The organism is Ancylobacter amanitiformis, assembly GCF_030814815.1.
GTDB lineage: Bacteria > Pseudomonadota > Alphaproteobacteria > Rhizobiales > Xanthobacteraceae > Ancylobacter > Ancylobacter amanitiformis.
Genome location: NZ_JAUSVR010000004.1, coordinates 1 through 25,953 on the forward strand (window position 1 = coordinate 1; position 25,953 = coordinate 25,953).

37 protein-coding genes are annotated in these 25,953 nt (G+C 64.7%); 35 read left to right on the top strand and 2 right to left on the bottom strand.

Going from position 1 to position 25,953, the window contains the following annotated elements:
* From QOZ99_RS07330 to QOZ99_RS07490, 33 genes are all read left to right on the top strand, one after another.
* On the top strand, window positions 1–372 hold a 372-nt coding region (locus QOZ99_RS07330; protein ID WP_503128551.1), incomplete at its 5' end, for an EF-Tu C-terminal domain-related protein.
* Between the two features lie 97 nt (window positions 373–469).
* Window positions 470–778 carry a 30S ribosomal protein S10 gene (rpsJ, locus tag QOZ99_RS07335; protein ID WP_013166261.1) on the top strand — a complete coding sequence of 103 codons (309 nt, stop codon included), beginning with the start codon at window positions 470–472 and terminating at the stop codon, window positions 776–778.
* Between the two features lie 22 nt (window positions 779–800).
* On the top strand, window positions 801–1,538 hold the full coding sequence (gene rplC, locus QOZ99_RS07340; protein ID WP_306889340.1) for a 50S ribosomal protein L3: 738 nt from the start codon (window positions 801–803) through the stop codon (window positions 1,536–1,538).
* Window positions 1,538–2,161, top strand: a complete 624-nt coding sequence (gene rplD, locus QOZ99_RS07345) for a 50S ribosomal protein L4 (protein WP_306889341.1) — start codon at window positions 1,538–1,540, stop codon at window positions 2,159–2,161. The genes rplC and rplD overlap by 1 nt, the downstream gene beginning before the upstream one ends.
* A complete protein-coding gene (locus QOZ99_RS07350) occupies window positions 2,158–2,454 on the top strand; it encodes a 50S ribosomal protein L23 (RefSeq protein WP_183189287.1) in 297 nt (98 codons plus the stop codon). Before rplD ends, QOZ99_RS07350 begins: the two co-directional genes overlap by 4 nt.
* A 23-nt stretch (window positions 2,455–2,477) precedes the next feature.
* The gene (gene rplB, locus QOZ99_RS07355; protein ID WP_306889342.1) at window positions 2,478–3,311 is read left to right on the top strand and encodes a 50S ribosomal protein L2; all 834 of its coding nucleotides are present in this window, start codon (window positions 2,478–2,480) and stop codon (window positions 3,309–3,311) included.
* Window positions 3,312–3,328: 17 nt separating this feature from the next.
* Window positions 3,329–3,607: a 30S ribosomal protein S19 gene (gene rpsS, locus QOZ99_RS07360; protein ID WP_306889343.1), complete on the top strand. Its 279-nt coding sequence runs from the start codon at window positions 3,329–3,331 to the stop codon at window positions 3,605–3,607.
* Window positions 3,608–3,617: 10 nt separating this feature from the next.
* Window positions 3,618–3,998 (top strand): 50S ribosomal protein L22, encoded by a 381-nt coding sequence (gene rplV / locus QOZ99_RS07365; RefSeq protein ID WP_183189290.1) that lies wholly within the window; start codon window positions 3,618–3,620, stop codon window positions 3,996–3,998.
* A complete protein-coding gene (gene rpsC, locus QOZ99_RS07370; protein ID WP_183189291.1) occupies window positions 3,998–4,705 on the top strand; it encodes a 30S ribosomal protein S3 in 708 nt (235 codons plus the stop codon). The genes rplV and rpsC overlap by 1 nt, the downstream gene beginning before the upstream one ends.
* 30 nt (window positions 4,706–4,735) lie before the next feature.
* Entirely contained in the window at window positions 4,736–5,149 is a 414-nt protein-coding gene (gene rplP, locus QOZ99_RS07375; RefSeq protein WP_183189292.1) for a 50S ribosomal protein L16, read from the top strand.
* Between the two features lie 11 nt (window positions 5,150–5,160).
* Complete coding sequence (gene rpmC / locus QOZ99_RS07380; protein ID WP_306889676.1) at window positions 5,161–5,370, top strand: 50S ribosomal protein L29; 210 nt, start codon at window positions 5,161–5,163, stop codon at window positions 5,368–5,370.
* Window positions 5,371–5,380: 10 nt separating this feature from the next.
* Window positions 5,381–5,629: a 30S ribosomal protein S17 gene (rpsQ, locus tag QOZ99_RS07385; RefSeq protein ID WP_183189293.1), complete on the top strand. Its 249-nt coding sequence runs from the start codon at window positions 5,381–5,383 to the stop codon at window positions 5,627–5,629.
* Between the two features lie 75 nt (window positions 5,630–5,704).
* Window positions 5,705–6,073, top strand: coding sequence for a 50S ribosomal protein L14 (gene rplN / locus QOZ99_RS07390; RefSeq protein ID WP_018390610.1), 369 nt, complete (start codon window positions 5,705–5,707; stop codon window positions 6,071–6,073).
* Window positions 6,073–6,390 (top strand): 50S ribosomal protein L24, encoded by a 318-nt coding sequence (gene rplX, locus QOZ99_RS07395; RefSeq protein ID WP_183189294.1) that lies wholly within the window; start codon window positions 6,073–6,075, stop codon window positions 6,388–6,390. Before rplN ends, rplX begins: the two co-directional genes overlap by 1 nt.
* Window positions 6,383–6,940, top strand: a complete 558-nt coding sequence (rplE, locus tag QOZ99_RS07400; protein WP_183189295.1) for a 50S ribosomal protein L5 — start codon at window positions 6,383–6,385, stop codon at window positions 6,938–6,940. Before rplX ends, rplE begins: the two co-directional genes overlap by 8 nt.
* A 59-nt stretch (window positions 6,941–6,999) precedes the next feature.
* On the top strand, window positions 7,000–7,305 hold the full coding sequence (rpsN, locus tag QOZ99_RS07405; RefSeq protein ID WP_306889344.1) for a 30S ribosomal protein S14: 306 nt from the start codon (window positions 7,000–7,002) through the stop codon (window positions 7,303–7,305).
* 13 nt (window positions 7,306–7,318) lie between these two features.
* Complete coding sequence (rpsH, locus tag QOZ99_RS07410; RefSeq protein WP_183189297.1) at window positions 7,319–7,717, top strand: 30S ribosomal protein S8; 399 nt, start codon at window positions 7,319–7,321, stop codon at window positions 7,715–7,717.
* A 21-nt stretch (window positions 7,718–7,738) separates the two neighbouring features.
* Window positions 7,739–8,272 (top strand): 50S ribosomal protein L6, encoded by a 534-nt coding sequence (gene rplF / locus QOZ99_RS07415; RefSeq protein WP_183189298.1) that lies wholly within the window; start codon window positions 7,739–7,741, stop codon window positions 8,270–8,272.
* A 12-nt stretch (window positions 8,273–8,284) separates the two neighbouring features.
* Window positions 8,285–8,647, top strand: coding sequence for a 50S ribosomal protein L18 (gene rplR, locus QOZ99_RS07420; protein ID WP_183189299.1), 363 nt, complete (start codon window positions 8,285–8,287; stop codon window positions 8,645–8,647).
* 40 nt (window positions 8,648–8,687) lie between these two features.
* Window positions 8,688–9,239, top strand: a complete 552-nt coding sequence (gene rpsE / locus QOZ99_RS07425) for a 30S ribosomal protein S5 (protein WP_152301896.1) — start codon at window positions 8,688–8,690, stop codon at window positions 9,237–9,239.
* Window positions 9,240–9,265: 26 nt separating this feature from the next.
* Window positions 9,266–9,457, top strand: coding sequence for a 50S ribosomal protein L30 (gene rpmD / locus QOZ99_RS07430; protein WP_183189300.1), 192 nt, complete (start codon window positions 9,266–9,268; stop codon window positions 9,455–9,457).
* Window positions 9,458–9,476: 19 nt separating this feature from the next.
* Window positions 9,477–9,965 (top strand): 50S ribosomal protein L15, encoded by a 489-nt coding sequence (gene rplO, locus QOZ99_RS07435; protein ID WP_306889345.1) that lies wholly within the window; start codon window positions 9,477–9,479, stop codon window positions 9,963–9,965.
* A 54-nt stretch (window positions 9,966–10,019) separates the two neighbouring features.
* The gene (gene secY / locus QOZ99_RS07440; protein WP_306889346.1) at window positions 10,020–11,351 is read left to right on the top strand and encodes a preprotein translocase subunit SecY; all 1,332 of its coding nucleotides are present in this window, start codon (window positions 10,020–10,022) and stop codon (window positions 11,349–11,351) included.
* Window positions 11,348–11,932, top strand: a complete 585-nt coding sequence (locus QOZ99_RS07445) for an adenylate kinase (protein WP_306889347.1) — start codon at window positions 11,348–11,350, stop codon at window positions 11,930–11,932. The genes secY and QOZ99_RS07445 overlap by 4 nt, the downstream gene beginning before the upstream one ends.
* A gap of 188 nt (window positions 11,933–12,120) precedes the next feature.
* Window positions 12,121–12,489 carry a 30S ribosomal protein S13 gene (rpsM, locus tag QOZ99_RS07450; protein ID WP_306889348.1) on the top strand — a complete coding sequence of 123 codons (369 nt, stop codon included), beginning with the start codon at window positions 12,121–12,123 and terminating at the stop codon, window positions 12,487–12,489.
* Between the two features lie 117 nt (window positions 12,490–12,606).
* A complete protein-coding gene (gene rpsK, locus QOZ99_RS07455) occupies window positions 12,607–12,996 on the top strand; it encodes a 30S ribosomal protein S11 (RefSeq protein ID WP_018390623.1) in 390 nt (129 codons plus the stop codon).
* A 105-nt stretch (window positions 12,997–13,101) separates the two neighbouring features.
* Entirely contained in the window at window positions 13,102–14,142 is a 1,041-nt protein-coding gene (locus QOZ99_RS07460; protein ID WP_306889677.1) for a DNA-directed RNA polymerase subunit alpha, read from the top strand.
* 70 nt (window positions 14,143–14,212) lie between these two features.
* Window positions 14,213–14,638: a 50S ribosomal protein L17 gene (gene rplQ / locus QOZ99_RS07465; protein ID WP_306889349.1), complete on the top strand. Its 426-nt coding sequence runs from the start codon at window positions 14,213–14,215 to the stop codon at window positions 14,636–14,638.
* 124 nt (window positions 14,639–14,762) lie between these two features.
* Window positions 14,763–16,196, top strand: a complete 1,434-nt coding sequence (locus tag QOZ99_RS07470) for a DegQ family serine endoprotease (protein WP_306889350.1) — start codon at window positions 14,763–14,765, stop codon at window positions 16,194–16,196.
* A gap of 7 nt (window positions 16,197–16,203) precedes the next feature.
* The gene (locus QOZ99_RS07475; protein WP_306889351.1) at window positions 16,204–17,526 is read left to right on the top strand and encodes a replication-associated recombination protein A; all 1,323 of its coding nucleotides are present in this window, start codon (window positions 16,204–16,206) and stop codon (window positions 17,524–17,526) included.
* Between the two features lie 294 nt (window positions 17,527–17,820).
* Complete coding sequence (locus QOZ99_RS07480; protein WP_306889352.1) at window positions 17,821–19,038, top strand: RluA family pseudouridine synthase; 1,218 nt, start codon at window positions 17,821–17,823, stop codon at window positions 19,036–19,038.
* Between the two features lie 308 nt (window positions 19,039–19,346).
* Window positions 19,347–20,741 (top strand): exopolysaccharide biosynthesis polyprenyl glycosylphosphotransferase, encoded by a 1,395-nt coding sequence (locus tag QOZ99_RS07485; RefSeq protein ID WP_306889353.1) that lies wholly within the window; start codon window positions 19,347–19,349, stop codon window positions 20,739–20,741.
* A 332-nt stretch (window positions 20,742–21,073) separates the two neighbouring features.
* Complete coding sequence (locus QOZ99_RS07490; RefSeq protein ID WP_306889354.1) at window positions 21,074–21,856, top strand: polysaccharide deacetylase family protein; 783 nt, start codon at window positions 21,074–21,076, stop codon at window positions 21,854–21,856.
* A gap of 519 nt (window positions 21,857–22,375) precedes the next feature.
* On the opposite strand, the gene QOZ99_RS07495 is transcribed toward QOZ99_RS07490, so the two are convergent.
* Window positions 22,376–23,071, bottom strand: a complete 696-nt coding sequence (locus QOZ99_RS07495) for an SOS response-associated peptidase (RefSeq protein WP_306889355.1) — start codon at window positions 23,069–23,071, stop codon at window positions 22,376–22,378.
* A 669-nt stretch (window positions 23,072–23,740) separates the two neighbouring features.
* On the opposite strand from QOZ99_RS07495, the gene QOZ99_RS07500 reads away from it, so the two are divergent.
* Together QOZ99_RS07500 and QOZ99_RS07505 are read left to right on the top strand one after the other, a co-directional pair.
* The gene (locus QOZ99_RS07500) at window positions 23,741–23,992 is read left to right on the top strand and encodes a hypothetical protein (RefSeq protein ID WP_306889356.1); all 252 of its coding nucleotides are present in this window, start codon (window positions 23,741–23,743) and stop codon (window positions 23,990–23,992) included.
* A complete protein-coding gene (locus QOZ99_RS07505; protein ID WP_306889357.1) occupies window positions 23,985–24,920 on the top strand; it encodes a Rha family transcriptional regulator in 936 nt (311 codons plus the stop codon). Before QOZ99_RS07500 ends, QOZ99_RS07505 begins: the two co-directional genes overlap by 8 nt.
* 317 nt (window positions 24,921–25,237) lie before the next feature.
* On the opposite strand, the gene QOZ99_RS07510 is transcribed toward QOZ99_RS07505, so the two are convergent.
* Window positions 25,238–25,531: a YciI family protein gene (locus QOZ99_RS07510; RefSeq protein WP_306889358.1), complete on the bottom strand. Its 294-nt coding sequence runs from the start codon at window positions 25,529–25,531 to the stop codon at window positions 25,238–25,240.
* Window positions 25,532–25,953: the final 422 nt, after the last annotated feature.

The following is a 25,953-nucleotide window of genomic DNA, read 5'->3' on the forward strand; positions in this document are numbered from 1 at the left end:
GGCGACAATGTCGGCGTTCTCCTGCGCGGCACCAAGCGCGAGGACGTGGAGCGCGGCCAGGTCGTGTGCAAGCCGGGTACGGTGAAGCCGCACACGAAGTTCAAGGCCGAGGCGTATATCCTGACGAAGGAAGAGGGCGGCCGCCACACGCCGTTCTTCACCAATTACCGTCCGCAGTTCTACTTCCGCACCACGGACGTGACGGGCATCGTGACGCTGCCGGAAGGCACGGAAATGGTGATGCCGGGCGACAACATCTCGGTTGACGTTGCACTGATCGTGCCGATCGCGATGGAAGAGAAGCTGCGCTTCGCCATCCGCGAAGGCGGTCGCACCGTCGGCGCCGGTGTCGTCGCATCCATCATCGAGTGATCTAACCAATCCCGAGGGGCGCGGGATCGCCTGCGCCCCTTTTTCGTGGTGCTCGTAATAGAGCCCTATTGACGAGCCCTCTGGGAGCCTGAAGTCAATGAACGGCCAGAACATTCGGATTCGCCTCAAGGCGTTCGATCATCGCATACTCGACGCCTCGACGCGTGAAATCGTTTCGACGGCGAAGCGCACGGGCGCCCAGGTTCGCGGCCCCATTCCGCTGCCGACGCGGATCGAGAAATTCACGGTCAATCGTTCTCCCCACGTCGACAAGAAGTCGCGTGAGCAGTTCGAGATGCGGACGCACAAGCGTCTGCTGGACATAGTCGACCCGACCCCCCAGACCGTGGACGCGCTGATGAAGCTCGACCTCGCTGCGGGTGTCGACGTCGAGATCAAGCTCTGAGAGAAGGCGAAGGGACACGGCCATGCGGTCAGGCGTCATCGCCCAGAAGGTCGGCATGACCCGCATCTTTAATGATGCAGGTGAACATGTTCCGGTCACTGTGCTGAAAGTCGATAATTGCCAGGTGGTTGCCCACCGTACGCTCGAGAAGAACGGCTACACGGCCGTCCAGCTTGGCGTCGGTCAGGCGAAGCCGCAGAACACCACCCGCGCGCTGCGCGGCCACTTCGCCGTGGCGAAGGTGGAGCCCAAGCGCAAGATGGCGGAGTTCCGCGTCGAGGAGGCCGAGTTGATCCCGGTCGGCGCCGAGCTGACTGTCGATCACTTCGTGGTCGGCCAGTTCGTCGACGTGACGGGCACCTCCATCGGCAAGGGCTTCGCCGGTGGCATGAAGCGCCACAATTTCGGTGGCCTGCGCGCCACCCACGGCGTGTCGGTCTCGCATCGTTCGATCGGTTCGACCGGTGGTCGTCAAGACCCCGGCAAGACCTTCAAGAACAAGAAGATGCCGGGCCACATGGGCGCCGATACGGTGACCACGCAGAACCTCAAGGTCGTGCTGACCGACGTGGAGCGTGGCCTGATCGCGGTCGAGGGAGCGGTTCCCGGCAACAAGGGCGGCTGGATCCTGGTCGCCGATGCCGTGAAGAAGAAGCTTCCGGCCGAGGCGCCGCAGCCGGGCAAGTTCCGGCTGCCGGGCACCGAGGCGGCGAACGACGCGGCCCCCGCCACCGAGGCTCAGGCCGAGGAGAATGTGTGATGGTCGAACTCGCCGTAAAAACCCTTGAAGGAGCCGAAGCCGGCTCCGTGACGCTCTCGGATGAGATCTACGGTCTCGAGCCGCGTCAGGACATCCTTCACCGCATGGTGGTGTGGCAGCTTGCCCGCCGCCAGGCCGGCACGCACCAGACCCTGTCGCGCGCGGACATCAACCGCACCAAGCGGAAGATGTACAAGCAGAAGGGCACCGGCGGCGCTCGCCACGGCGCCGCGTCGGCTCCGCAGTTCCGCGGCGGCGGCCGGGCCTTCGGTCCGGTCCAGCGCAGCCATGCCAGCGACATGCCGAAGAAGGTCCGCGCGCTTGCCCTCAAGCATGCGCTGTCGACCAAGGCGAGGGAGCAGGCGATCTTCGTTCTGGACGACGCCACGCTGGCCGAGCCGAAGACGAAGCTGCTCAAGGAGCGCCTGGCGGGTCTCGGCCTGTCGAACGCGCTCGTGATTTCGGGCGCGGAAGTCGATGCCAATTTCGGCCTTGCCTCCCGCAATATCGGCCATTTCGACGTTCTGCCCGTCCAGGGCATCAACGTCTACGACATCCTGCGCCGTCACACCCTGGTGTTGACGAAGGCGGCTGTCGACGCTCTGGAGGCGCGCTTCAAATGAGTCTCGATCCGCGCCACTACGACGTGATCGTGTCCCCGGTCATCACCGAGAAGGCCACGGCGGCGTCCGAGCACAACAAGGTCGTCTTCAAGGTTGCTCTGACGGCTACCAAGCCGCAGATCAAGGAGGCGGTCGAGAAGCTTTTCGACGTCAAGGTCGAGAGCGTCAACACGCTGGTCCGCAAGGGGAAGACGAAGTTCTTCAAGGGCCGCAAGGGCGTGCAGAGCGACGTGAAGAAGGCGGTCGTGACCCTCGCCGAGGGGCACACCATCGACATCACGTCGGGTCTGTGAGCCGGGATTAAGGGATCAGAGACATGGCGCTCAAAACCTTCAAGCCGGTAACGCCGAGCCTCCGTCAGCTCGTCATCGTCGATCGCTCGGGCCTGTACAAGGGCAAGCCGATCAAGACGCTGACCGAGGGCAAGTCGGAAGCGGGCGGCCGCAACAATATGGGGCGGATCACCGTCCGTTTCCGCGGCGGCGGCCACAAGCAGGCCTACCGCCTCGTCGACTTCAAGCGCACCAAGCGCGATGTGACGGCGGTGGTGGAGCGGATCGAGTATGATCCCAACCGCACGGCTTTCATCGCTCTCATCAAGTATGAGGACGGCGAGCTCAGCTACATCCTGGCGCCGCAGCGCCTGGCTGTCGGCGACAAGGTTGTGGCGTCGAAGAGCGTGGACGTGAAGCCCGGCAACGCGGCTCCGCTCGGCAATCTCCCCGTGGGCACGATCGTGCACAATGTGGAGCTGAAGATCGGCAAGGGTGGCCAGATTGCCCGCTCCGCCGGTTCCTATGCGCAGATCGTCGGCCGCGACCAGGGCTATGTCATCATCCGCCTCAACTCGGGTGAGCAGCGCCTTGTTCATGGCGAATGCCTGGGCACGGTGGGCGCGGTGTCCAACCCCGACCACATGAACACCAACCTCGGCAAGGCCGGCCGCAAGCGCTGGCTGGGCCGTCGCCCGCATAACCGCGGTGTCACGATGAACCCGGTCGATCATCCGCATGGCGGCGGCGAAGGCCGTACGTCGGGCGGCCGTCATCCGGTCACCCCGTGGGGTCTGCCCACGAAGGGCAAGAAGACCCGGAAGAACAAGTCGACCACCAAGTTCATCGTGTCCAGCCGGCACGCCCGCAAGAAGTGAGCGAGGGGAACTGAATTATGTCTCGATCGGTCTGGAAAGGTCCGTTCGTCGACGGCTACCTCCTCAAGAAGGCGGAAGCCGCACGTTCGTCGGGTCGTCACGACGTCGTCAAGATCTGGAGCCGTCGCTCCACGATCCTGCCGCAGTTCGTCGGGATTACCTTCGGCGTCTATAACGGCAACAAGCATGTTCCGGTCGCGGTGACCGAGGACATGGTCGGCCACAAGTTCGGCGAGTTCGCCCCGACCCGTACCTATTACGGGCATGCGGCGGACAAGAAAGCCAAGCGCAAGTAGAGGCAGGGTCATGGGTAAGGCAGCTCGTCCGCGCTCGCTCGCGGATACGGAAGCCAAGGCGGTTGCTCGCAATCTGCGAATCAGCCCCCAGAAGCTCAACCTCGTCGCGGGTCTCATCCGGGGCAAGAAGGTCGCGACAGCGCTCGCCGACCTTCAGTTCTCGCGTAAGCGGATCGCCGGCGACGTGAAGAAGTGCCTGGAATCGGCGATCGCCAATGCCGAGAACAATCATGAACTCGATGTCGACGATCTGATCGTCGCCGAGGCTCATGTCGGCAAGGGGCTGGTCATGAAGCGCTTCGCGGCGCGTGCGCGCGGGCGTGCCAGCCGTATCGAGAAGCCGTTCTCGCATATCACGATCGTGGTGCGTGAAGTCGAGGAGAAGGTCTGATGGGTCAGAAGGTTAATCCCGTCGGGCTGCGGCTCGGCATCAACCGCACCTGGGATTCGCGCTGGTTCGCCAGCAAGGGCGAATACGGGCAGCTGCTGCACGAGGATATCAAGATCCGCGAAGTGCTGCACAAGCTGCTCAAGCAGGCTGCGGTGTCGAAGATCGTCATCGAGCGCCCGCACAAGAAGTGCCGCGTCACCATCTACTCGGCGCGTCCGGGCGTGGTGATCGGCAAGAAGGGCGCGGACATCGACAAGCTGCGCAAGAAGGTTGCCGAGATGACCTCCTCGGAGGTCTTCATCAACATCGTCGAGATTCGCAAGCCGGAAATCGATGCGCGCCTCGTTGCCGAATCGATCGCCCAGCAGCTGGAGCGCCGTGTGGCGTTCCGTCGCGCCATGAAGCGCGCGGTGCAGTCGGCGATGCGTCTGGGCGCGGAAGGTATCCGTATCAACTGCTCGGGCCGCCTCGGCGGCGCGGAAATCGCGCGTCTGGAATGGTATCGTGAAGGGCGCGTGCCACTTCACACCTTGCGCGCGGACGTGGATTACGGTACGGCCACCGCCTTCACGACCTACGGCACCTGCGGTGTCAAGGTTTGGATCTTCAAGGGCGAGATCCTGGAGCACGACCCGATGGCGCAGGACAAGCGCCAGGCGGAGAGTGAATCTTCGGGTGGTCGTTCCTCGCGCCGCGACGCGGCGTGAGATCGGTAAAGAAGGAATAAGAGGCGCGTCATGCTGCAACCGAAGCGCACGAAGTTCCGCAAGCAGTTCAAGGGCCGTATCCACGGTGCTGCGAAAGGCGGAACTGACCTCAATTTCGGCCAGTTCGGGCTGAAGGCCCTGGAGCCGGAGCGCGTTACCGCGCGTCAGATCGAAGCCGCGCGTCGCGCGCTCACCCGTCACATGAAGCGTGCGGGCCGGGTGTGGATTCGCGTGTTCCCCGACGTGCCGGTGTCGTCCAAGCCGACCGAAGTTCGTATGGGTAAAGGCAAGGGCGCCCCGGAATATTGGGCGGCCAAGGTCAAGCCGGGCCGAATCATGTTCGAGATCGATGGCGTCAGCCAGGAGATCGCGCGTGAGGCCCTGACGCTTGCCGCGGCCAAGCTGCCGATCAAGACGCGCTTCGTCGAACGTATCGCTGAGTGACGGGGGAGATGATGACAAAGGCTTCCGACATTCGGACGAAGACCGTGGACGAACTCCAGGACGAACTGCTGTCCCTGAAGAAGGAGCAGTTCAACCTGCGCTTCCAGAAGGCGACGGGCCAGCTCGAGAACACGGCGCGGGTGCGTCAGGTCCGCCGCGACATCGCGCGGACCAAGACCATCCAGGCGCAGAAGGCCGCATCTGCGGCCAAGGCGAAGTGAGGAGATAGCGATGCCGAAGCGTTTGCTGCAGGGCGTCGTGGTGAGCGACAAGCAGGACAAGACCGTCGTGGTCCGGGTCGAGCGCCGTTTCACCCATCCGCTGCTGAAGAAGACCGTCCGTCGTTCCAAGAAGTACCATGCCCATGATGAGGGCAATGCGTGGAAGGAAGGCGACACCGTCTGGATCGAGGAGCACCGCCCCTTGTCCAAGCTCAAGAACTGGATCGTGGTCCAGGGCGAGAAGCGGGCTGAAGTCTGAGCGCCCGGAAACGGGATTGAGGGGCGCGTGCCGGCATGACTGGTGCGCGCAGTTTTTGCGAGAAATAGGTGCGTCATGATCCAGATGCAGACCAATCTCGACGTGGCGGACAATTCCGGCGCGCGTCGCGTCATGTGCATCAAGGTGCTTGGCGGTTCCAAGCGTAAATATGCCCATGTCGGCGACATCATCGTGGTGTCGGTGAAGGAAGCTATCCCGCGCGGCCGCGTCAAGAAGGGCGACGTGATGAAGGCGGTTGTCGTTCGCACCGCCAAGGACATCCGTCGCGTCGACGGTTCGGTGATCCGCTTCGACCGCAATGCGGCCGTGCTGATCAACAACAACAAGGAGCCGGTCGGCACGCGTATCTTCGGGCCGGTTCCGCGCGAGCTGCGCGCGAAGAACCACATGAAGATCATCTCGCTGGCGCCGGAGGTGCTTTGATGGCCGCGAAAATCAAGAAGGGCGACAAGGTCGTCGTCCTCGCCGGCCGCGACAAGGGCCGCAGCGGCGAGGTGATCGAGGTGCTTCCGAAGGAGAACACCGCCAAGGTGCGCGGTGTGAACCTGGTGAAGCGCCACCAGCGCCAGAGCGCGAACCAGGAAGGCGGAATCATCTCCAAGGAGGCTTCCATCGACCTGTCGAACATCGCGATTGCCGATCCCAAGGATGGCAAGCCGACCCGCGTTGGTTTCCTTGTGCAGGCAGACGGCACCAAGGTGCGCGTCGCCAAGCGCTCGGGGGAGAAGATCGATGGCTGAGACCAGCTACACCCCGCGGATGAAGTCCTTCTACGAGGACGAGGTTCGCAAGACCCTGATCGAGCAGTTCGGCTACAAGAACGCTCTCGAGGTGCCGACGGTCGACAAGATCGTCATCAACATGGGTGTCGGCGAGGCGACTGCCGACACGAAGAAGGTGCAGACCGCCGCGGCGGACCTCGCGCTGATCGCCGGCCAGCGGCCGGTCGTCACCCGGGCCCGCAAGGCGATCTCGAACTTCAAGCTGCGTGAAAACCAGCCCGTCGGCGCGAAGGTCACCCTTCGCAAGGTGCGCATGTACGAGTTTCTCGATCGACTCGTCACCATCGCCCTGCCGCGGGTTCGCGACTTTCGCGGCCTGAACCCCAAGAGCTTCGATGGCCGGGGCAATTATGCTCTCGGTATCAAGGAGCATATCGTGTTCCCGGAGATCAACTACGATAAGGTTGATCAGGCCTGGGGCATGGACATCATCGTCTGCACGACGGCGAAGACGGACGACGAGGCGCGCGCGCTTCTGAAGGCCCTCAACTTCCCGTTCCGTCAGTAAGCATCCCCTTCCGGCAGTGGGGCCAAGGCCCCAAACGCGGAGACTAGGAGCAAAGTCATATGGCGAAGAAGAGCGCGGTCGAGAAGAACGAACACCGCCGGAAGCTCGTAAAGAACTATTCCGGCAAGCGTTCGCGTCTCAAGGCCCTCGTGAACGACAAGGAACTGCCGATTGAGGAGCGCTTCGCCGCGGTCCTCAAGCTCGCGCAGCTCCCGCGTAATTCCGCGAAGGTGCGTATCCGCAACCGGTGTGAAGTAACCGGTCGTCCGCGCGCCTATTACCGCAAGCTCAAGATGAGCCGCATCGCGCTTCGTGAGCTCGGGTCGCAGGGGCAGATCCCCGGCCTGGTCAAGTCGAGCTGGTGAGGAGGGTCTGACCATGTCCACGACTGATCCGATCGGCGATCTCATCACCCGCATCCGCAACGCGCAGCTCCGTCGCAAGGAGAAGATCTCCACGCCCGGTTCGCGCCTGCGGGCCAGCGTTCTCGAAGTGCTCGCCGCTGAAGGCTTCATCCGGGGCTACTCCGCCTCGGAGCCGCTGAACGGCCGCACCGAGTTCGAGATCGAGCTGAAATATTACGATGGCGAGCCGGTGATCCGCGAGATCTCCCGCGTGTCCAAGCCTGGCCGGCGCGTTTATTCGTCGGTCAAGACCCTTCCGCGCGTCGCCAACGGTCTCGGCGTCGCTGTCGTCTCCACGCCGCAGGGCGTGATGGCGGACCACGAAGCCCGCGAGAAGAACGTGGGCGGCGAGGTCCTCTTCACGGTCTTCTGATCGGGGAGGGAGAGAGAGCACATGTCCAAGATCGGTAAAGCCCCCATCACCATCCCGGCCGGCGTCACCGCCAGCGTGGATGGCCAGACGGTCACGGTGAAGGGCCCCAAGGGCGCCCTTGAAGTGAACGTCGTCGAGGAAATCGGCGTCACGCTCGACAACGGCACGGTGCTGTTCGCACCGCGCGGCGAGACCAACCGCCATCGCGCGATGTGGGGCCTGTCCCGCACGCTGGTGGCGAACCTGGTCGAAGGCGTGACCAAGGGCTTCGAGAAGAAGCTCGAGATCAGCGGCGTCGGCTATCGCGCGGCGGTTCAGGGCAAGAACCTGAACCTGGCGCTCGGCTACAGCCACGACGTGATCTACTCGATCCCGGAAGGGATCCAGATCGTCACGCCGAAGCCGACCGAAATCGTGGTGTCGGGCATCGACCGTCAGAAGGTCGGCCAGGTCGCCGCAGAAATTCGCGAATTCCGCGGTCCCGAGCCCTATAAGGGCAAGGGCGTGAAATACGCGGGCGAGTTCATCTTCCGCAAGGAAGGCAAGAAGAAGTAACGGACCCGAACCATGGCTCAGTATAAGGACGCTACCGAGCGCCGTAAGGCGCGTGTCCGCCGTGCCTTGCGCGCGACGGCGAACGGGCGGCCGCGCCTCTCGGTGCATCGCTCGTCGAAGCACATCTATGCGCAGATCATCGACGATGCGCGCGGCGTGACCATCGCCGCCGCGTCGTCGCTTGAGAAGGATCTGCGGGACAGCCTGAAGACCGGCGCGGATGTCGCGGCGGCTCAGGCGATCGGCAAGCTCGTGGCGGAACGCGCCGTCGCAGCCGGTGTGAAGGACGTGGTCTTCGACCGCGGCGCCTTCATTTATCACGGCCGCGTCAAGGCGCTCGCCGAGGCCGCCCGCGAGGGCGGTCTCAACTTCTAATCACGAGCGGGATCTCCCGCAGAACGACAAGGATAAGATCATGGCTCGTGAACGTGAGCGTGAACGCGAGGATCGCGACAACACGTTCGTGGACAAGCTGGTCCACATCAATCGTGTCGCGAAGGTTGTGAAGGGTGGCCGTCGCTTCGGCTTCGCGGCGCTCGTCGTCGTCGGCGACCAGAAGGGCCGCGTCGGTTTCGGGCACGGCAAGGCGCGTGAAGTGCCGGAAGCCATCCGCAAGGCGACGGAAGCCGCCAAGCGCGCGCTGATCCGCGTGCCGCTGCGCGAGGGACGGACGCTGCATCATGACGTGCATGGCCATCATGGCGCGGGCAAGGTCATCCTGCGCGCGGCTCCGGCCGGTACCGGCATCATCGCCGGCGGCCCGATGCGCGCCGTCTTCGAGACGCTCGGCATGCAGGATGTGGTGGCGAAGTCGTTCGGCTCGTCCAACCCGTACAACATGGTTCGCGCGACCTTCGATGCGCTGAAGAACCAGGACAGCCCGCGTCTGGTGGCTGCCCGCCGCAGCCTGAAGGTCTCGCAGCTTCAGTCGCGCCGTCGCGTCGACGACGCCGAAGCGACCGACTGAGCGCCTGAGAGGTAGTGGAGCTTATCATGGCGAACAGCAGCAAGACGGTTACCGTCGAGCAGACCGGCAGCGCGATCCGCCGTCCGGAAGATCAGCGGGCGACCCTCATCGGCCTCGGCCTCAACAAGCTTGGGCGTCGCTCGACGCTCGAAGACACCCCGGCCGTGCGTGGCATGATCCAGAAGGTTCGCCACCTCGTCCGCGTCGTCGAAGCGTGACGACGCAAGGAGATTGGCGATGAGCAGCCTTAACGATATCAAGGACAACGCCGGCTCGCGCAAGAAGCGCATGCGCGTCGGTCGCGGCATCGGTTCCGGCAAGGGCAAGACCGGCGGGCGTGGCGTGAAGGGTCAGACCTCGCGCACCGGCGTCGCGATCAAGGGCTTCGAGGGCGGCCAGATGCCGATCCATCGTCGCCTGCCCAAGCGCGGCTTCCACAACATCTTCGCACTGGACTGGAACGAGGTTTCCCTCGATCGCATCCAGATCGCGATCGATGCTGGCAAGCTGGATGCGACGGTCGCCATCACCCAGGCGGCGCTTGTCGAGGCGGGCGTCCTGCGCCGCGTCAAGGCCGGCGTGCGCGTGCTGGGCGGCGAGCTGACCGGCAAGGTCGTGCTTGAAGTGGCCTATGCCACCAAGTCGGCCACGGCGGCGGTCGAGCAGGCCGGCGGCACTGTGACGCTGCTGGCGTCCAAGGGCGACGCTGGCGAAATGGCGGTCTGACGATTACGTCAGGCCTTCCGCCTTTTCAGGGCACAGGTGAGGGAGCGAAGCCCCATGGCCTCGGCAGCAGAACAGCTCGCGGCAAACCTCAATTTCGGTGCTCTGGCGAAAGCCGATGAACTCAAGAAGCGCATCTGGTTCACGCTGGGTGCGCTTCTCGTGTATCGGCTCGGCACCTATATTCCGATGCCCGGCATCAATCCGGATGCGCTTGCCGACGTGTTCCGCACGGCGTCGCAGGGCATTATCGGCCTTTTCAACATGTTCTCGGGCGGCGCGGTTTCGCGCATGGCGATCTTCGCCCTGAACATCATGCCCTACATCTCCGCCTCCATCATCATCCAGCTGCTGACGACCGTGTCGCCGACGCTGGAAGCGCTGAAGAAGGAAGGCGAGTCGGGCCGCAAGACCATCAACCAGTACACGCGCTACCTGACCGTGGTGCTCGCCGTGTTCCAGTCCTACGGCATCGCCGTCGGCCTCGAGGGCTCGGGCGCCGTCGTGTCGGATCCGGGCTGGTTCTTCCGCATCTCGACCGTCGTCACGCTGACCGGCGGCACGATGTTCCTGATGTGGCTGGGTGAACAGATCACCTCGCGCGGCATCGGCAACGGCATCTCGCTGATCATCTTCGCCGGGATTGTGGCCGAACTGCCGTCGGCTATGGCCAACACCCTGGAGCTCGGCCGTCAGGGCGCCCTGTCGACCGGTGTGATCCTCGGCGTGATCGTGATGGTCGTCGCCGTCATCACCTTCATCGTGTTCATGGAGCGCGCCCAGCGCCGGCTGCTGATCCAGTATCCGAAGCGTCAGGTCGGCAACAAGCTGTATGAGGGGCAGTCCTCACATCTGCCGCTGAAGCTGAACACCTCGGGCGTCATCCCGCCGATCTTCGCCTCGTCGCTGCTGCTCATCCCGACCACGGTCGCGAGCTTCATGCAGGGGCAGGGACCGTCCTGGCTGACAACGGTGACGACGCTGATCGGCCACGGGCAGCCGCTGTTCATGCTGCTCTACGTGCTGCTGATCGTGTTCTTCTGCTTCTTCTACACCGCGATCGTGTTCAACCCGACCGAGACCGCGGACAACCTCAAGAAGCATGGCGGCTTCATCCCGGGTATCCGCCCGGGTGAGCGGACCGCCGAGTATATCGACTATGTGCTGACTCGCATCACCGTCATCGGTGCGGCTTACCTTGCGATCGTCTGCCTGTTCCCCGAGATCCTGATCTCGTATGCCGCAGTCCCGTTCTATTTCGGTGGCACCTCGTTGCTCATCGTGGTGAGCGTGACCATGGATACGGTGGCTCAGGTCCAGGGGCACCTGCTGGCGCATCAATATGAGGGTCTGGTCAAGAAGGCCAAGCTCAGGGGGAAGCGTCGATGAGGTTGATTCTGCTCGGACCGCCAGGGGCGGGCAAGGGCACCCAGGCCCAGCGCCTGGTCGAGCGCCACGGCATCGTGCAGCTGTCCACGGGGGACATGCTGCGCGAGGCGGTGCGAAACGAGACGCCGATCGGCCTCAAGGCCAAGGCGGTCATGGAAGCCGGCCAGCTGGTCTCGGACGAGATCGTGATCGGTATCATCTCCGACCGGATCGACCAGCCCGACGGATCGAAGGGCTTCATCCTTGACGGCTTTCCCCGCACCGTGGCGCAGGCAGAGGCTCTTGACCGCATTCTGGCCGAGAAGGGCCTCAAGCTCGATGCGGTGATCGAGTTCAAGGTCGATCAGGAAAAGCTGGTGGACCGCATCCTGCAGCGCGCGCGCGAAACCGCCGCGCGCGGGGAGCCGGTGCGCAAGGACGACGATCCGGAGATCTTCAAGACCCGCCTGGAAGCCTTCAATCGCGACACCGCGGTCGTGGCGCCCTATTACGCCGGGCGCGGGCTGCTGGTTGAGGTCGACGGCATGAAGCCGATCGACGACGTGACGCGGGCGATTTCGGACGTTCTCGAAACGGTCTGACGAAACACGGCGCGGCTTGACATGTGAGCGGAATCGCTCTATGTGCCGCGCTTCACTCATGCGATCGTCACTTTCCGACATCATTCGCTGATGCCGGGCGACATTGCATGTATCTCCGCAGGGGCCGGTCTCCACCGGACGCGGGGTCAATCATCACCGGCACTGCCGGCGTACATGGAGAGAGCGAAGTGGCTCGTATTGCAGGCGTCAACATCCCGACCAACAAGCGCGTCATCATCGCGCTTCAGTATATTCACGGCATTGGCGCCAAGCACGCCGCCGACATCGTGTCGAAGGTCGGGATTCCGCTGGAGCGCCGCGTCAACCAGCTGACCGACCAGGAAGTGTCCCAGATCCGCGAGACCATCGATCGCGACTATCTGGTCGAGGGCGACCTGCGCCGCGAAGTGTCGATGAACATCAAGCGCCTGATGGACCTGGGCTGCTATCGCGGCCTGCGGCACCGTCGTGGCCTGCCGGTTCGCGGCCAGCGCACGCATACCAATGCCCGCACCCGCAAGGGTCCGGCCAAGCCGATCGCCGGCAAGAAGAAGTGATCGGGCGGGCCCTGGCCCGCCTTCTCCCCGCCGGCGGCGCGAGCGGCCGGCACCGCAACCAAGCATATTGTCCCGAGCGCCTGGAACGACGGGCGCGCCTGAAGGATCGAAGGTCAAATGGCTAAAGAAGCTGCCCGTATCAAGCGCCGCGAACGCAAGAACATCGCCTCGGGCGTCGCGCATGTGAACGCCTCGTTCAACAACACCATGATCACCATCACCGATGCGCAGGGCAACACCATTGCCTGGTCGTCGGCCGGTGCCATGGGCTTCAAGGGTTCGCGCAAGTCGACGCCGTATGCCGCGCAGGTGGCTGCCGAGGATTGCGCCCGTAAGGCAGCCGATCACGGCATGCGCACCATCGAGGTCGAGGTGTCGGGTCCGGGTTCGGGTCGCGAGTCGGCGCTGCGCGCCTTCCAGGCGGCGGGCTTCACGGTGACGTCGATCCGCGACGTCACCCCGATTCCGCACAATGGCTGCCGTCCGCGCAAGCGTCGGCGCGTCTGACGCCATTCCGTCCGGCGACGTCTCGGCGCCGTCGGGACCGCTGCGTTTGGCATTCCCTCCCGGCGGAGCCGGGGGACGGTGCAGTCGGGCGAGGATGCCCGGGGTATCGTCGAGAGCAAGGGTGACGTCGTGATTCAGAAGAACTGGCAAGAGCTGATCAAGCCCGAGAAGCTCGAGGTCGCCCTCGGCAGCGACCCGAAGCGTTTTGCCACCGTCGTCGCAGAGCCGCTGGAGCGTGGCTTCGGCCAGACGCTTGGCAACTCGCTGCGTCGTATCCTGCTGTCCTCGCTGCAGGGCGCCGCTGTGACTTCGGTCCATATTGACGGCGTGCTGCACGAGTTCTCCTCGATCCCCGGCGTGCGCGAGGACGTGACCGACATCGTCCTGAACATCAAGGACATCGCCATCAAGATGGCCGGCGACGGCCCGAAGCGCATGGTGGTGAAGAAGCAGGGACCGGGTGTCGTGACCGCTGGCGACATCCAGACGGTCGGCGACGTGCAGGTGCTGAACCCCGAGCTGGTGCTGTGCACCCTCGATGATGGCGCCGAGATCCGCATGGAATTCACCGTCGACACCGGCAAGGGCTACATTGCGGCCGATCGCAATCGGCCCGAGGATGCGCCGATCGGTCTCATCCCGGTCGATAGCCTCTATTCGCCGGTGAAGAAGGTCTCCTACAAGGTCGAGAACACCCGCGAGGGCCAGATTCTCGACTATGATAAGTTGACCCTCTCCATCGAGACCAACGGTTCGGTGAGCCCCGAGGATGCGCTCGCCTATGCCGCGCGAATCCTGCAGGATCAGCTTGAGATCTTCGTGAATTTCGAGGAGCCCAAGCGCGAGACCGAGAGCCCGGCCATCCAGGAGCTGCCCTTCAACCCGGCACTGCTGAAGAAGGTCGACGAGCTCGAATTGTCGGTGCGTTCGGCGAACTGCCTGAAGAACGACAACATCGTCTATATCGGCGACCTGATCCAGAAGACCGAGGCGGAGATGCTCCGTACCCCGAACTTCGGTCGCAAGTCGCTGAACGAGATCAAGGAAGTTCTCGCCAGCATGGGCCTGCATCTTGGCATGGAAGTGCCGGGCTGGCCGCCCGAGAACATCGAAGACCTCGCCAAGCGCTTTGAAGATCACTACTGAGCATTAGACGCGGCGGTCGAGCCGCCTTCCTCAACACCGGCTCGAAGCCGTCGCATTTGGGATACTCGCCATGAACCACGGCAAGACGTATCGGAAGTTCAACCGCACTGCGGAACACCGCAAGGCCATGTTCGCCAACCTGGCGCAGGCCCTGATCACGCACGAGCAGATCATCACCACGCTGCCGAAGGCGAAGGATCTTCGCCCGGTCGTGGAAAAGCTGATCACCCTCGGCAAGCGCGGCGGTCTGCATGCCCGCCGTCAGGCGATTGCCGACATCCGCGACGTTGCGGTCGTCCGCAAGCTGTTCGACGTGATCGGCCCGCGCTACAAGGAGCGCAATGGCGGCTACACCCGCATCATCAAGGCGGGTTTCCGTCATGGCGATTCGGCTGCCATCGCCGTGATCGAGCTGGTCGATCGCGATGAAGCCGCCAAGGGCGCCTCCGATCTCGCCCGCCTTGAGGCGACGAAGGCGGCGGAAGCTGCGGCCTGATCTGAGGCATATGGTGATTTTGAAAAGGGGCGGTTTTCACCGCCCCTTTTTCTTTTCGCGGGTGAAGGGGCCTTACGCGTCGTGCACCCTTTTTCCGCCGCGAGGCGAGGGCTATATCTCGCACATGCAACGCATCGCCCCTTTCCTCGCCGGCTGTCTCCTGCTCATCCTTCCGGCCGTGGCCCAGACGCCGCCGCCGCTGGCTGCCCAGCCGCGCGTGCCGGCCTCGCGCGCCGAGATCGGCCTGAGCTTCGCGCCCATCGTGGCCAAGACCGCGCCGGCCATCGTCAATGTCTATGCCATGCGCACCGTGCAGGCGCGGCGCGGGCCCTCGCTGCTGGAAGACCCGTTCTTCCGGCGCTTCTTCGGCGCGCCGAACGGCCCGGGCTTCGGTGGTCCGAGCGAGCGCATCCAGCGCGCCCTCGGCTCCGGCGTCATCGTCGATGCCTCGGGCCTTGTGGTGACCAACAATCACGTCATTGACGGCGCGGACGAGGTGCGCGTGTCGCTGTCCGACAAGCGCGAGTTCGATGCCGATATCCTGTTGCGCGACCCGCGCACCGATCTTGCGGTGCTGAAGCTCAGGGACGGCAAGGCGGGGTTCCCGGCCGCGCAACTCGGCTCGTCGGACGACCTGCAGGTCGGTGACATCGTGCTGGCCATCGGCAACCCGTTCGGGGTGGGGCAGACGGTGACGCAGGGCATCGTCTCCGCGCTGGCGCGCACGCAGGTCGGAATTACCGACTATCAGTTCTTCATCCAGACCGACGCGGCGATCAATCCCGGCAATTCCGGCGGCGCGCTGGTGGATGGTGCCGGGCGGGTCGTGGGCATCAACACGGCCATCTTCTCGCGCTCGGGTGGTTCGCAGGGCATCGGCTTTGCGATTCCGGCCGACATGGTGCGCGTCGTGCTCGAATCGGCGCTGACCGGCGGCAAGTCGGTGCGCCGGCCCTGGCTCGGGGCCAGCCTGCAATCGGTCACGGCCGATATCGCCGAGGGGCTCGACCTGCCGCGCCCGGTGGGGTCTCTGGTGCAGAGCATCCGGCCGGGAAGTCCGGCCGAGAAGAGCGGGCTGAAGGTGGGTGATCTCATCACCGGCATTGCCGGCCAGGAGACCGACGATCCGGACGCGTTCGGCTACCGCTTCGCCACCCGCCCGATCGGCGGATCGGTGGAGGTGTCGGTCATCCGCCAGGGCAAGCCGCTGACGCTGACCATCCCGCTGCTCACCGCGCCGGAGACGACCCCGCGCGAGGAGGTGACGGTCTCGACCCGCTCACCCTTCGGCGGGGCGACGGTGGTCAATCTCTCGCCCGCGGTTGCCGAGGAGCTGCGCACGGTCGAGGCCGATAGCGGCGTGGTCGTCACCGCCGTGGCGGAAGGCTCGCCAGCGGATGCCACCAACCTTCGGGTGGGTGACGTCATCCGCGAGGTGAATGGCCTGCCCATCACGCGCACCGCCGATCTGGTGCGTGCCACCACCACGCCCTCTCGGGTGTGGCGCATCACCCTGCAACGTGGCGGTCGCACCCTGACCGCCATGCTCCCCGGTTGAGGCGCCCGTGGCCGATCTCTTCGCGACTGCCGGACTTGAAACGGGGGCCCCACGCCCTCTGGCCGACCGGCTGCGGCCTCAGCGCCTCGGCGAGGTGGTCGGGCAGGAGCATCTGACCGGCCCGGAAGGCATGCTCACCCGGATGATCGCCCATCATTCGCTGGGCTCGCTGATCTTCTGGGGCCCGCCGGGTACTGGCAAGACGACCGTGGCGCGGCTGCTGGCGCGCGAGACGGACCTGCATTTCGAGCAGATCTCCGCCATCTTCACCGGTGTGGCCGACCTCAAGAAGGTGTTCGAGGCCGCGCGCGGGCGGCGCGCCGTGGGGCAGGGCACGCTGCTTTTCGTGGACGAGATCCACCGTTTCAACCGTGCCCAGCAGGACGGCTTTCTCCCCGTGATGGAGGACGGCACCATCACGCTGATCGGCGCGACGACGGAGAACCCGTCCTTCGAGTTGAATGCGGCGCTGCTGTCGCGCTCGCGCGTGCTGGTGTTCAAGTCGCTCGACCCGGAGGCGATCGAGCGGCTGCTGCAGCGCGCGGAGACGCTGGAGGGGAGGCGCCTGCCGCTGGACCCCGATTCCCGCGCCGCGCTGGCCGGCATGGCGGATGGCGACGGGCGCTATCTGCTCGGCCTCGCCGAAGAACTGCTGGCGCTGCCGCCGGGCCCGGAGCTCGATATCGCCGCGCTTTCCGCCACCATGCAGAAGCGGGCGCCGATCTACGACAAGGGGCAAGACGAGCACTACAATCTGCTCAGCTGCTTCCACAAGAGCCTGCGCGGCTCGGACGTGAACGGCGCCATGTACTGGGCGGCGCGCATGATCGTGGGCGGGGAGGATCCCGGCACGGTGTTCCGCCGCCTCGCCTGCGCGGCGTCCGAGGATGTCGGCATGGCCGACCCGCAGGCGATGCCGCAGGTGGTGGCCGCGTGGACCGCGTTTGATCGCGTCGGCTGGCCGGAAGGGCGGCTGTTCCTGGCGCAGGCCATCGCCTATGTCGCCACCGCGCCGAAATCGAACGCGGCTTACTCGGCGTTCAACGCGGCGATCGCGCTGGCCAAGTCGACTGGTTCGCTGCCGCCGCCCAAGCACATCCTAAATGCCCCGACCAAGCTGATGAAGGAACTCGGCTACCACGCCGGCTATCGCTACGACCACGATTATCCCGATGCGTATGCGGGACAGCAGTTCTTTCCCGATGAACTCGCCGGGGATCGTCGGGCAGAGTTCTACGTGCCGAATGAGCGTGGCTTCGAGCGTGATGTGAAGAAGCGGCTGGAATACTGGGCCCGCCTCAAGGCGGAGCGACAGGGCGGCAACAAGTAGGTCCCGTGCGCGACTTCTTGCTTGGGGGAAGTCGGAATTGGGGGAAGTCGGCCTCGGGGGAAGTCGGCGGTTCAGGCGGCACGTCGGCCCGGCGGTTTCCCAACCCTCTCCTCCGTCTCGCCAGATGCCGCGATGTTGGCGGAACGCGGCAAGATCGGCCTCTCTGCGTCCAATAGCGGCGGTTCGGTCTCCATTTTCCGGGGTGCCGTGTTCGCCGGGCTTGCGCTCGCACGCGCAGTCGCGTGACGTGAGGCCGCGTCTCGGCTATGTGCAGGCGTGAGGAGTACCCGACCCATGGCTGTTGAAATCCATCGCGTCGATTCGGACGAGGAGGGCATGCGGCTCGACCGCTGGTTCAAGACGCATTTCCCTGACCTGTCCTTCGGGCACCTGCAGAAGCTGCTGCGCAGCGGGCAGGTGCGCGTGGATGGCGGCCGGGTGAAGACCAACACGCGGCTGGCTGCCGGCCAGAGCGTACGCGTCCCACCGCTCGAGGAGAAGCCGCAGCTCTCGACCGCCGATTATCTGGAGGCGGAGGAGCGCCGCGCACGCGGCGAGACCGTGCCACGCGGGCGGGCGCCGCGTGAGGCCTCGCCGGACGACACGGCGCCTGATGAGCCGGCATCGGAAGACGACATTCCGGAAGATATGGCGTTTGATGACGAGACGTCCGATGACGAGGTTCGCCGCTCACCCGCCTCTCGCCCGGTGACGCGCGCGCGCGCGGACCACCTCGCCGCGCCGGCGGTGAAGCGCGCCAGCGCCGATGACAAGGATGCCGCCGCCCTCCGGGCCATGACGCTGTTCGAGGACCGCGACGTGCTGGTGCTGAACAAGCCCTATGGGCTTGCCGTGCAGGGCGGCTCGGGCACCTATCGCCATGTCGACGGCATGCTGGAAGCGCTGCGCGCCGATGATGGCCAGAAGCCGCGTCTCGTGCACCGCATCGACAAGGATACGTCCGGCATCCTGCTGATCGCCAAGAATCGGCTCTCGGCGTCGACATTGGCCAAGACGTTCCGTTCGCGCTCGGCGCGCAAGGTCTACTGGGCCCTGGTGCCCGGCGTGCCGCGCCCGGCGCAGGGGCGCATCTCGACCTACCTCGCCAAGGACGAGGCGGCCGAGCGCATGCGGATTGCCCGCCATGGCGACGACGAGGCGAGCCATGCCATTTCCTACTATGCCGTGGTCGATCATGCGGCGCAGAAGCTGGCATGGCTGTCGCTGAAGCCCGTCACCGGCCGCACACACCAGTTGCGCGCCCACGCCGCCCATATCGGTCATCCCATTGTCGGGGATCCCAAGTATTTCAACGTCGAGAACTGGCCGCTGCCGGGGGGGCTCCAAAACCGGCTGCATCTTCTGGCGCGTAGGCTGGTCATCCCTCATCCGCGCGCGGATAAGCTGATAGACGTCTCGGCTCCCTTGCCACCGCACATGCAGCAAAGCTGGAACGTGCTGGGCTTTGATGCAGGCCAATACGATCCGATTGTGGACGCGCCGGAAAGTTGACTTTGCGTTATATGCACGCGCCGCATCGACGGCGCGATGCATTGCAGCAACATGCGCGCGAAAATAAACTTGAGCGCAGCGCATTCATATTGGCTTAACCCCGCATAAGGCGTTGATGGTGACCTATACTCGATAACCAGTGACGACGAGCTCAGAACAAATTAGTTCTGTATTCGAACAATCTCTGGGTGGCTGGAAAAAGGCGCTGCAACCTTCTATGCCGCAGTGCAACCTGGTTGCGGTGTCTGGATAGTGAGGGGCAGTTGCCGATGACCGAGATGGGAGCCTTTGTCGGAGTGGCGAGGCGGATGTCTCACGCGGCACAGGGGGGCGTCGGCAAGGGGCAGAGCCTCCTGTGGCGTCATCGCAATCTCGTGCGCCTCGGCCTGGTCGGCGGCGCTGTCGTCGTCGACATGGCCGCCATCGTTGCCGCCAGCGGGCTGGGTGCCTATCTGAAGACCGGCGATCTTCTGGGGGGCAACTGGACCCAGACTTTCGTTCTGCTCGCGCCGACCTATCTCCTCGCCGCTCTCGTGCTGCACGGCTACTGGCTGAGGACGCTGCGCTCGCTCGGCCGCTCGGTGACGGCGGCAGTCTCCGCGCTGCTCATCGCTTCCGGCATCAGCTTCGCCGCCATGTTCGCGCTGAAGGTCTCCGAGATGACCTCGCGCCTGGAGACCGGCTACTCGCTGTTGCTCGCCGCCACACTGCTGGTGCTGTTCCGCGCCGTGGGATCTGCTGTGATACGACGTGTGTTCCGCACCGTCGTGGAGCCGCGCTTCATCGTTCTCACCGACGGTGTCGGCCTCGGACGCCGTTCCGGCAACCGCGCCACCACGCTGATCGATGTACGGCAGGCGGGTTTGGTGCCGGCGCTGGCCGATCCCCGTTTCTTCGACACGTTGAGCCGAGCCGTGCGCGATGCCGATCGCGTGGTGCTGTCCTTCTCCGATTCGCAGGAGCGGCTGAAATGGAGCGAGGCCATGCGCCTCAGCGGCCTCGATGCCGAGATCGTCGCCGATCTGGGCGACGTGCAGCCGCTAGCCCTGTCGCACTGGGAGAGCCATCCCACGCTGGTCATTTCGCGCGGCCCGCTCAACATGGTGGAGCGGGCGGCCAAGCGTCTGTTTGATCTGCTGGTGACAGGCGGGCTGATGCTGATCGCCGGGCCGATCATCGCCGTGGCGGCGCTGCTGGTGAAGCTCGATTCCCCCGGTCCGGTCTTCTTCATTCAGGAGCGGGTGGGGCGCAACAACCGCACCTATCGCTGCTTCAAGCTGCGCACCATGCGCATCGACACGGTCGATACCGCCGGGGCGGTCTCCGCCTCGCGTGGCGACGCCCGCATCACCCGCATCGGCGCCATCCTGCGTCGCACCAGCATCGACGAACTGCCGCAACTGCTGAATGTGCTGATCGGCGACATGAGCCTCGTCGGCCCGCGCCCGCATGCGCTGGGCTCGCGGGCGGAAGGGGCGCTGTTCTGGGAACTGGTGCCGGACTATTGGAGCCGCCATTCGATGAAGCCCGGTGTCACCGGCCTCGCGCAGGTGAGGGGCCTGCGCGGGGCGACCCACAGCCGGGCCGACATCGAACAGCGCGTGGCGGCCGACCTCGAATATATCAACGGCTGGTCGCTCTGGCTGGACATCAAGATCCTGTTCATGACGATCCGCGTCGCGGTTCATCCCAACGCCTACTAGGCTTGTCCGGTCGAACGCGCGGGCGCCAAGCTGCACCCCGAATGGCCTCCTTGCTGTGCGTGGCGCGCAGCGCTTGGGACGGATTCGCGTTTCGCTGCCACGTTCGCTGTCACGATCCCACCCGGTCGGCCATCCAAACGCCCAGAAGGCGATCCATGGCTCCGCGCGCCGGGCATTTCGCTGCGCGCGGGCTGTCGCCCCGCCCGCGCAATGCCGGGACAGAACAGCTGGAGCACGCGCCGATCCGATGGCGGTTCCGTTGGATCGGGTCACGCGTTTTCCATCCATTCGCTTCTAGGCAACCGTTTCCTCGGTTTCGATCCGGAGTCGACATGCCCGGCCTTCTCAGGCACGCGCTCGCCACGCTGGCAGCGTTCGGCCTTCTCGCGCTTCCCGCCCGCGCCGCCGCGCCCTGCGAGGGCGCGCTCGGCACCTCCCGCGTGATGGAGGTGCCCGCCGCCGGCCTCCAGCTCGGCACCAAGCACTTTCCCCAGACGCTCGACCTCGCCGATGGCGAGGTGGTGCTGACCTTTGATGACGGCCCGCATCCCGGCACCACGCCGGCGGTGCTCAGGGCGCTGGCGAAGGAATGCGTGCGCGCCACCTTTTTCCTGATCGGGCGCAATGCCACCGCCCATCCCGATCTCGCCCGGCGCCTGGTCGCCGAGGGCCACACGGTCGCCTATCATAGCCAGACCCACCCGATGACGCTGGCGGACCTGCCGTTCGACAAGGCGGTGGCGGATATCGAAAAGGGCTTCGTCAGCGTCGACAAGGCGGCCTATGGCAGTGCCGGCCCGCACCCGCGCTCGCCCTTCTTCCGCTTTCCCGGATTCGGCTCCTCGCCCGAACTGCTGAAATATCTCGGCGATCGTGGCATCGATACGTTCGGCGCCGATCTGTGGGCGAGCGACTGGAACCCGATGACACCGGACCAGCAGCTGAAACTGCTGATGGAACGGCTCGACCACCAGCGGCGCGGCATCATCCTGCTGCACGACACCCGCGAGCAGACCGCGCGGATGGTTCCTGCCTTCCTCGCCGAACTCAAGGCGAAGGGCTACCGGGTCGTGCACGTGGTGCCGGCCGGAGTGACCACGGCGGCGAAGCCGTAGCATCCCTCGCCATTGGCCGAGCGGTGACCGCGCGACGGCCGAGCGGCGCAAGCGACGGCCGAGCGGTGGCTGTGTGATCATCCCGCGGAGGCAGCCCGAGCCGCAGAGGCAGCCCGAGACCCGGAACGCCGCCAGCGGCCGCTCGGGCGGCTCCGGCCACGCGGAGGGCCGTATCGGGCCGGCCCGCGTCCATCCCGTTCATCCGGCGTGCACAGGGGGCAAAGCCGCGGCGCTCGCCCGCCAGTTCGCCTGCGACAGGCCTTGCGACCAGTTCGCCTGCGGCGGCCTTGCGAGAGGCGCAGGCTCCCGAGGGTGAAACGCAAGCGCAGCAGACGGGAAAACGGGAATGCCGGAGCCCAAAACGACAACGGCGACCCGAGGGCCGCCGTACGTTCTGCTCGTCAGAAGATGGTGCGGTCGAGAGGACTCGATTTTCGATGAAGGCTCGAAAACCGTTGATATTGCTGGATTTCATCAGGTCGCCGGACGGTCGTACTGGACCAAAACACTGGACCAAAATCAAGCCCCGATAGCCGCCCTGTCCGCCCCCTCCACCGGCTCAATCGCATCCGCCTCCTTGTAGCGGCTGCTGTTCATCGCCTGCGTCACCCTCCAGCGCCGCAACAGTCCCTCCGGGGCCGGCTTCAGCAAATCCTCGCGTGGCTCCTCAAGCCACGCCTGCCAGTCCGCCTTGTCGAGGATGACCGGCATACGGTCGTGTATCTGCCCCATGAAGCTGTTCGCAGTGGTGACGATGATGGTGCAGCTTGGCACCTCCTCGCCCGTCTCGGGGTTCCTCCATCGGTCATAGAGGCCCGCGAAGCCGAGCAGTTCGCCCGATGCGGCGGTGATGTACCAAGGCTGTCTATCCCCTTTCGGCCCGCTCCATTCGAAGAAGCCCGAGGCCGGGATGATGCAGCGGCGGGAGCGAAAGGCGTCCCGGAACATCGGCTTGCCCGCCACCTCCTCGGCTCGCGCGTTGAACGTGGCGGGAACCTCCTTGAGGCTCCTCTTCCACCAGCGCGGCACAAGCTGCCAGCGCATCCGCTCATAGCGCAGGGAGCCGTCCGCTTGGGGAACCAGTACCCCGGCCATTTCGGTCGGCGCGATGTTGTAATGCGGCTGGAGGTTCGAGGCGGGTCCTGAGAGCGTGAGCGGCTGGCTGAAGGCGTGTACCTCTGCCCACGTATATTCCTGGCTGTAGCGTCCGCACATGGCTCCAGTTCCCTCGCTGCATCCCCGGCAGCGTAGCAGGGGAAGGATCGGGGTTCTCGCTTGTTCTCTCTTCGTTCTCGTGTTTCGATGACGAACGAAGAAAGCCGCCCATGCCCGCGAATGCCCACGTCCAGCCTTCCGCCCCGCCTGAGGCCCCCGAATCATCCACCGAAGACGACGACTTCACGGTCCCCGAGGAGGCCATAGACGAGGCGCTAGAGACGTGCGCAGGGGACGCTAGGGCGACCATACGCGCCCTTTTGCTTGGGCAGGCTGTGTTGCAGCGGCGAGTGGACGAGGCCCGTAGAGGCGCGTCTTGGGGGTATCTGAGAGGCCGCCCGTCGCGGTGGATCAATCGCCATGAGCAGCCGCAGGAAGGGTGAGATTGCCCCTTGCGCCATCCTCAGGGGGCATCCGTACCGCGTTGTGTTCCCTGAGGCGGACGTGACAAGCCACCATATGCGGGGCGCGAGCTTCTACCGTTCCCATCGGGAAAGGCCCGTGAGCAGGCGCAGGAATGGTGTGCGGGAGGTGCTGATATGCTTTGCTAACAGGGCCGATGCGGTGGCCTTTCAGCGGCACGTGGGCGGGGTGTTAGAGGGCTAACTTTCGCCTAAATCCTTCAACGAACATGGGGTGTATTGGCCGCGCATCTGCGGGGGTGTTGCAATGATGAAATTTGTTGGGCTGATTGTCGAGGCAGCAGCGGAAAGCGTGGTCGGCACGTTCTTGAAAGGCGCTGCTAACATGCCGAACGGAGTTGCCGCCGATGTAGCGGTTTCTATCACGGTGGCTGGCGTCGGTGGCCTAGCTCTTGGTGCCGCGCGAGGAGCGCTTAGGCATGTTGGGCGTTTCCCGCCAGAACCGACTTATCTCGACGGAGTGCGCCTGACCGATAGGAACATGCGCTTTCTTGTCTAGCGCCGTTGCCCTGACCACCACCCCCACCGTGTACAACCGGAACGGCACCGTCTACGCCTCCAGCCGGGACGTTGCGGCGTTCTTCGGGAAGCAGCACGCTCACGTTCTCCGGGACATCGATGCCCTGATATGGGCTACGGCAGGCTCTCCAAATTTGGATGGCCTGTTCGTTGAACGCTCCGAGTACCACGACAAGGCGCGCAAGGAAGTTCGCCTCTTCGACATGACCCGCGACGGCTTCACGCTCCTCGCGATGGGCTTCACCGGGAAAACCGCACTCGCCTTCAAGGTCCGCTACATCGAAGAATTCAACCGCATGGAGGCGCAGCTTCGCGCCCCCGCCGCGCCGCTTCTGCCGGACTTCACAGACCCCGGAGAGGCCGCCATTGCGTGGGGCAACGAGTACAAGGCGCGGAAGGCGGTCCACACCGTCGACTTCACCACCCGCTCCGGCAACGCCACGACCACCTATCGCATCCGCGTGGTGCCGCTGGAGAGGAACCCCTGGTTCATTGCGGCTGACGTGTGCCGAGCTATTGGCGTCTATATGAGCGGCGGAGAGCCAAACTCGGCGATGGCGGTCCGTATTCTCGGCCCGGATGAGGTTCGCCGCGAACCCCTAAATCGGATTGAGGGGTGGACGGGGAAACGCTTCGGGGGCCACGTTGTCCTCATCTCCGAGAGTGGCCTCTACAAGCTCATCATGCGTTCCGACAAGCCGCAGGCTCGGGCGTTCCAAGCGCCGCTGGCGCGGCTGGATTGGGTGACGAAGGAGGTCCTCCCGACCATCCGAAAGACCGGCGGCTATGTCCTTCGGGGTGCCGATAGGGCACCGTGGCGCGGTGCTTATGCCTCTTATAGATGGAAGGAAGGTCCTTACCTGAGGAGCGGGAGGAGGTCATGCCCTCACCCTCGCGACCATCGATAACAGGCGCCGAAGGCGCTGGAGGAACCCCGCATCCTCGACACGGACCTTGCGGTGAACCTCGGGATGGCAAAGCCGGAGAACATTCGAACCCACGTCATCAAGCCGAACATGGCCGAGCTGGCGGCTTTCGGGGTTATCTCGCGCCGCGAGAAAACCTCCGGCCCTCGTGGAGGCCGCCCCGGAACCGCCTACTACCTCAACGAAGAGCAGGCCCTTCTCGTCTGCCTCCTGTCCCGCACCGAGAAAGCCAAGCAGGCCCGCGCGGAGGTCATTCGGGTGTTCACGGCGTGGCGTCGGGGGGAACTGACGATTGCCCTTCAGCCCGCCACAACGCCATCTTTCACCACCGTCCTGAACCCGCTCAGTTCCACCCGTTCGAACAGCCCCGCCTTGCTGTACGGGTCCTCTGTCACGAGCTTCTCCGCTGCCGCGCGGTCTTCCGCTTCATAGACGATGATGGACCCCAGCGGCTTGCCCTCCGTGTCCAGCATCGGCCCTGCGAAGACGAGATGCGCGGTGATGGAACGCAGATAATCGAGATGGAGAGGGCGGGCCTCCAGACGCACCGGGAGGGCGTTCGGGTGGTCGTAAGCGGTCAGCACGAATTGCACGGCAAGGGCTCCTGAAGGTGGATCGTGAGGGGCATTGTAGCGCAGCGTGGATTAACTGCGGCAGGCTGTCGCACCCGAGAGCGAAACACGGGATAAATTATCCCGCCCCGGATCGAAGCGCGTCAAACGCTTAGTCGCCGTCGCGGGCACAAATCGTGACACTTGTGCCCGAGGTCGTGCCAACACGCGTGTGTAACGGGCATTGACCGGCTGGCGAATAGCTCTCTATCCATGGCTCATGGAGGGCGGAAATGGGACAGGAACCAACACCGAAATCGACACGAGAGCTTCTTGAGTTCTGCATCCGTATGTCGCTGTGCTTCGACGTGATGCCGCTTCAACTGGTAACAGCCTTGCTTCTTGTCACTGAGCACTCAGGCAAATCTCTCGCGGAACTTCTACCGAAGACATCATCGCCCAAA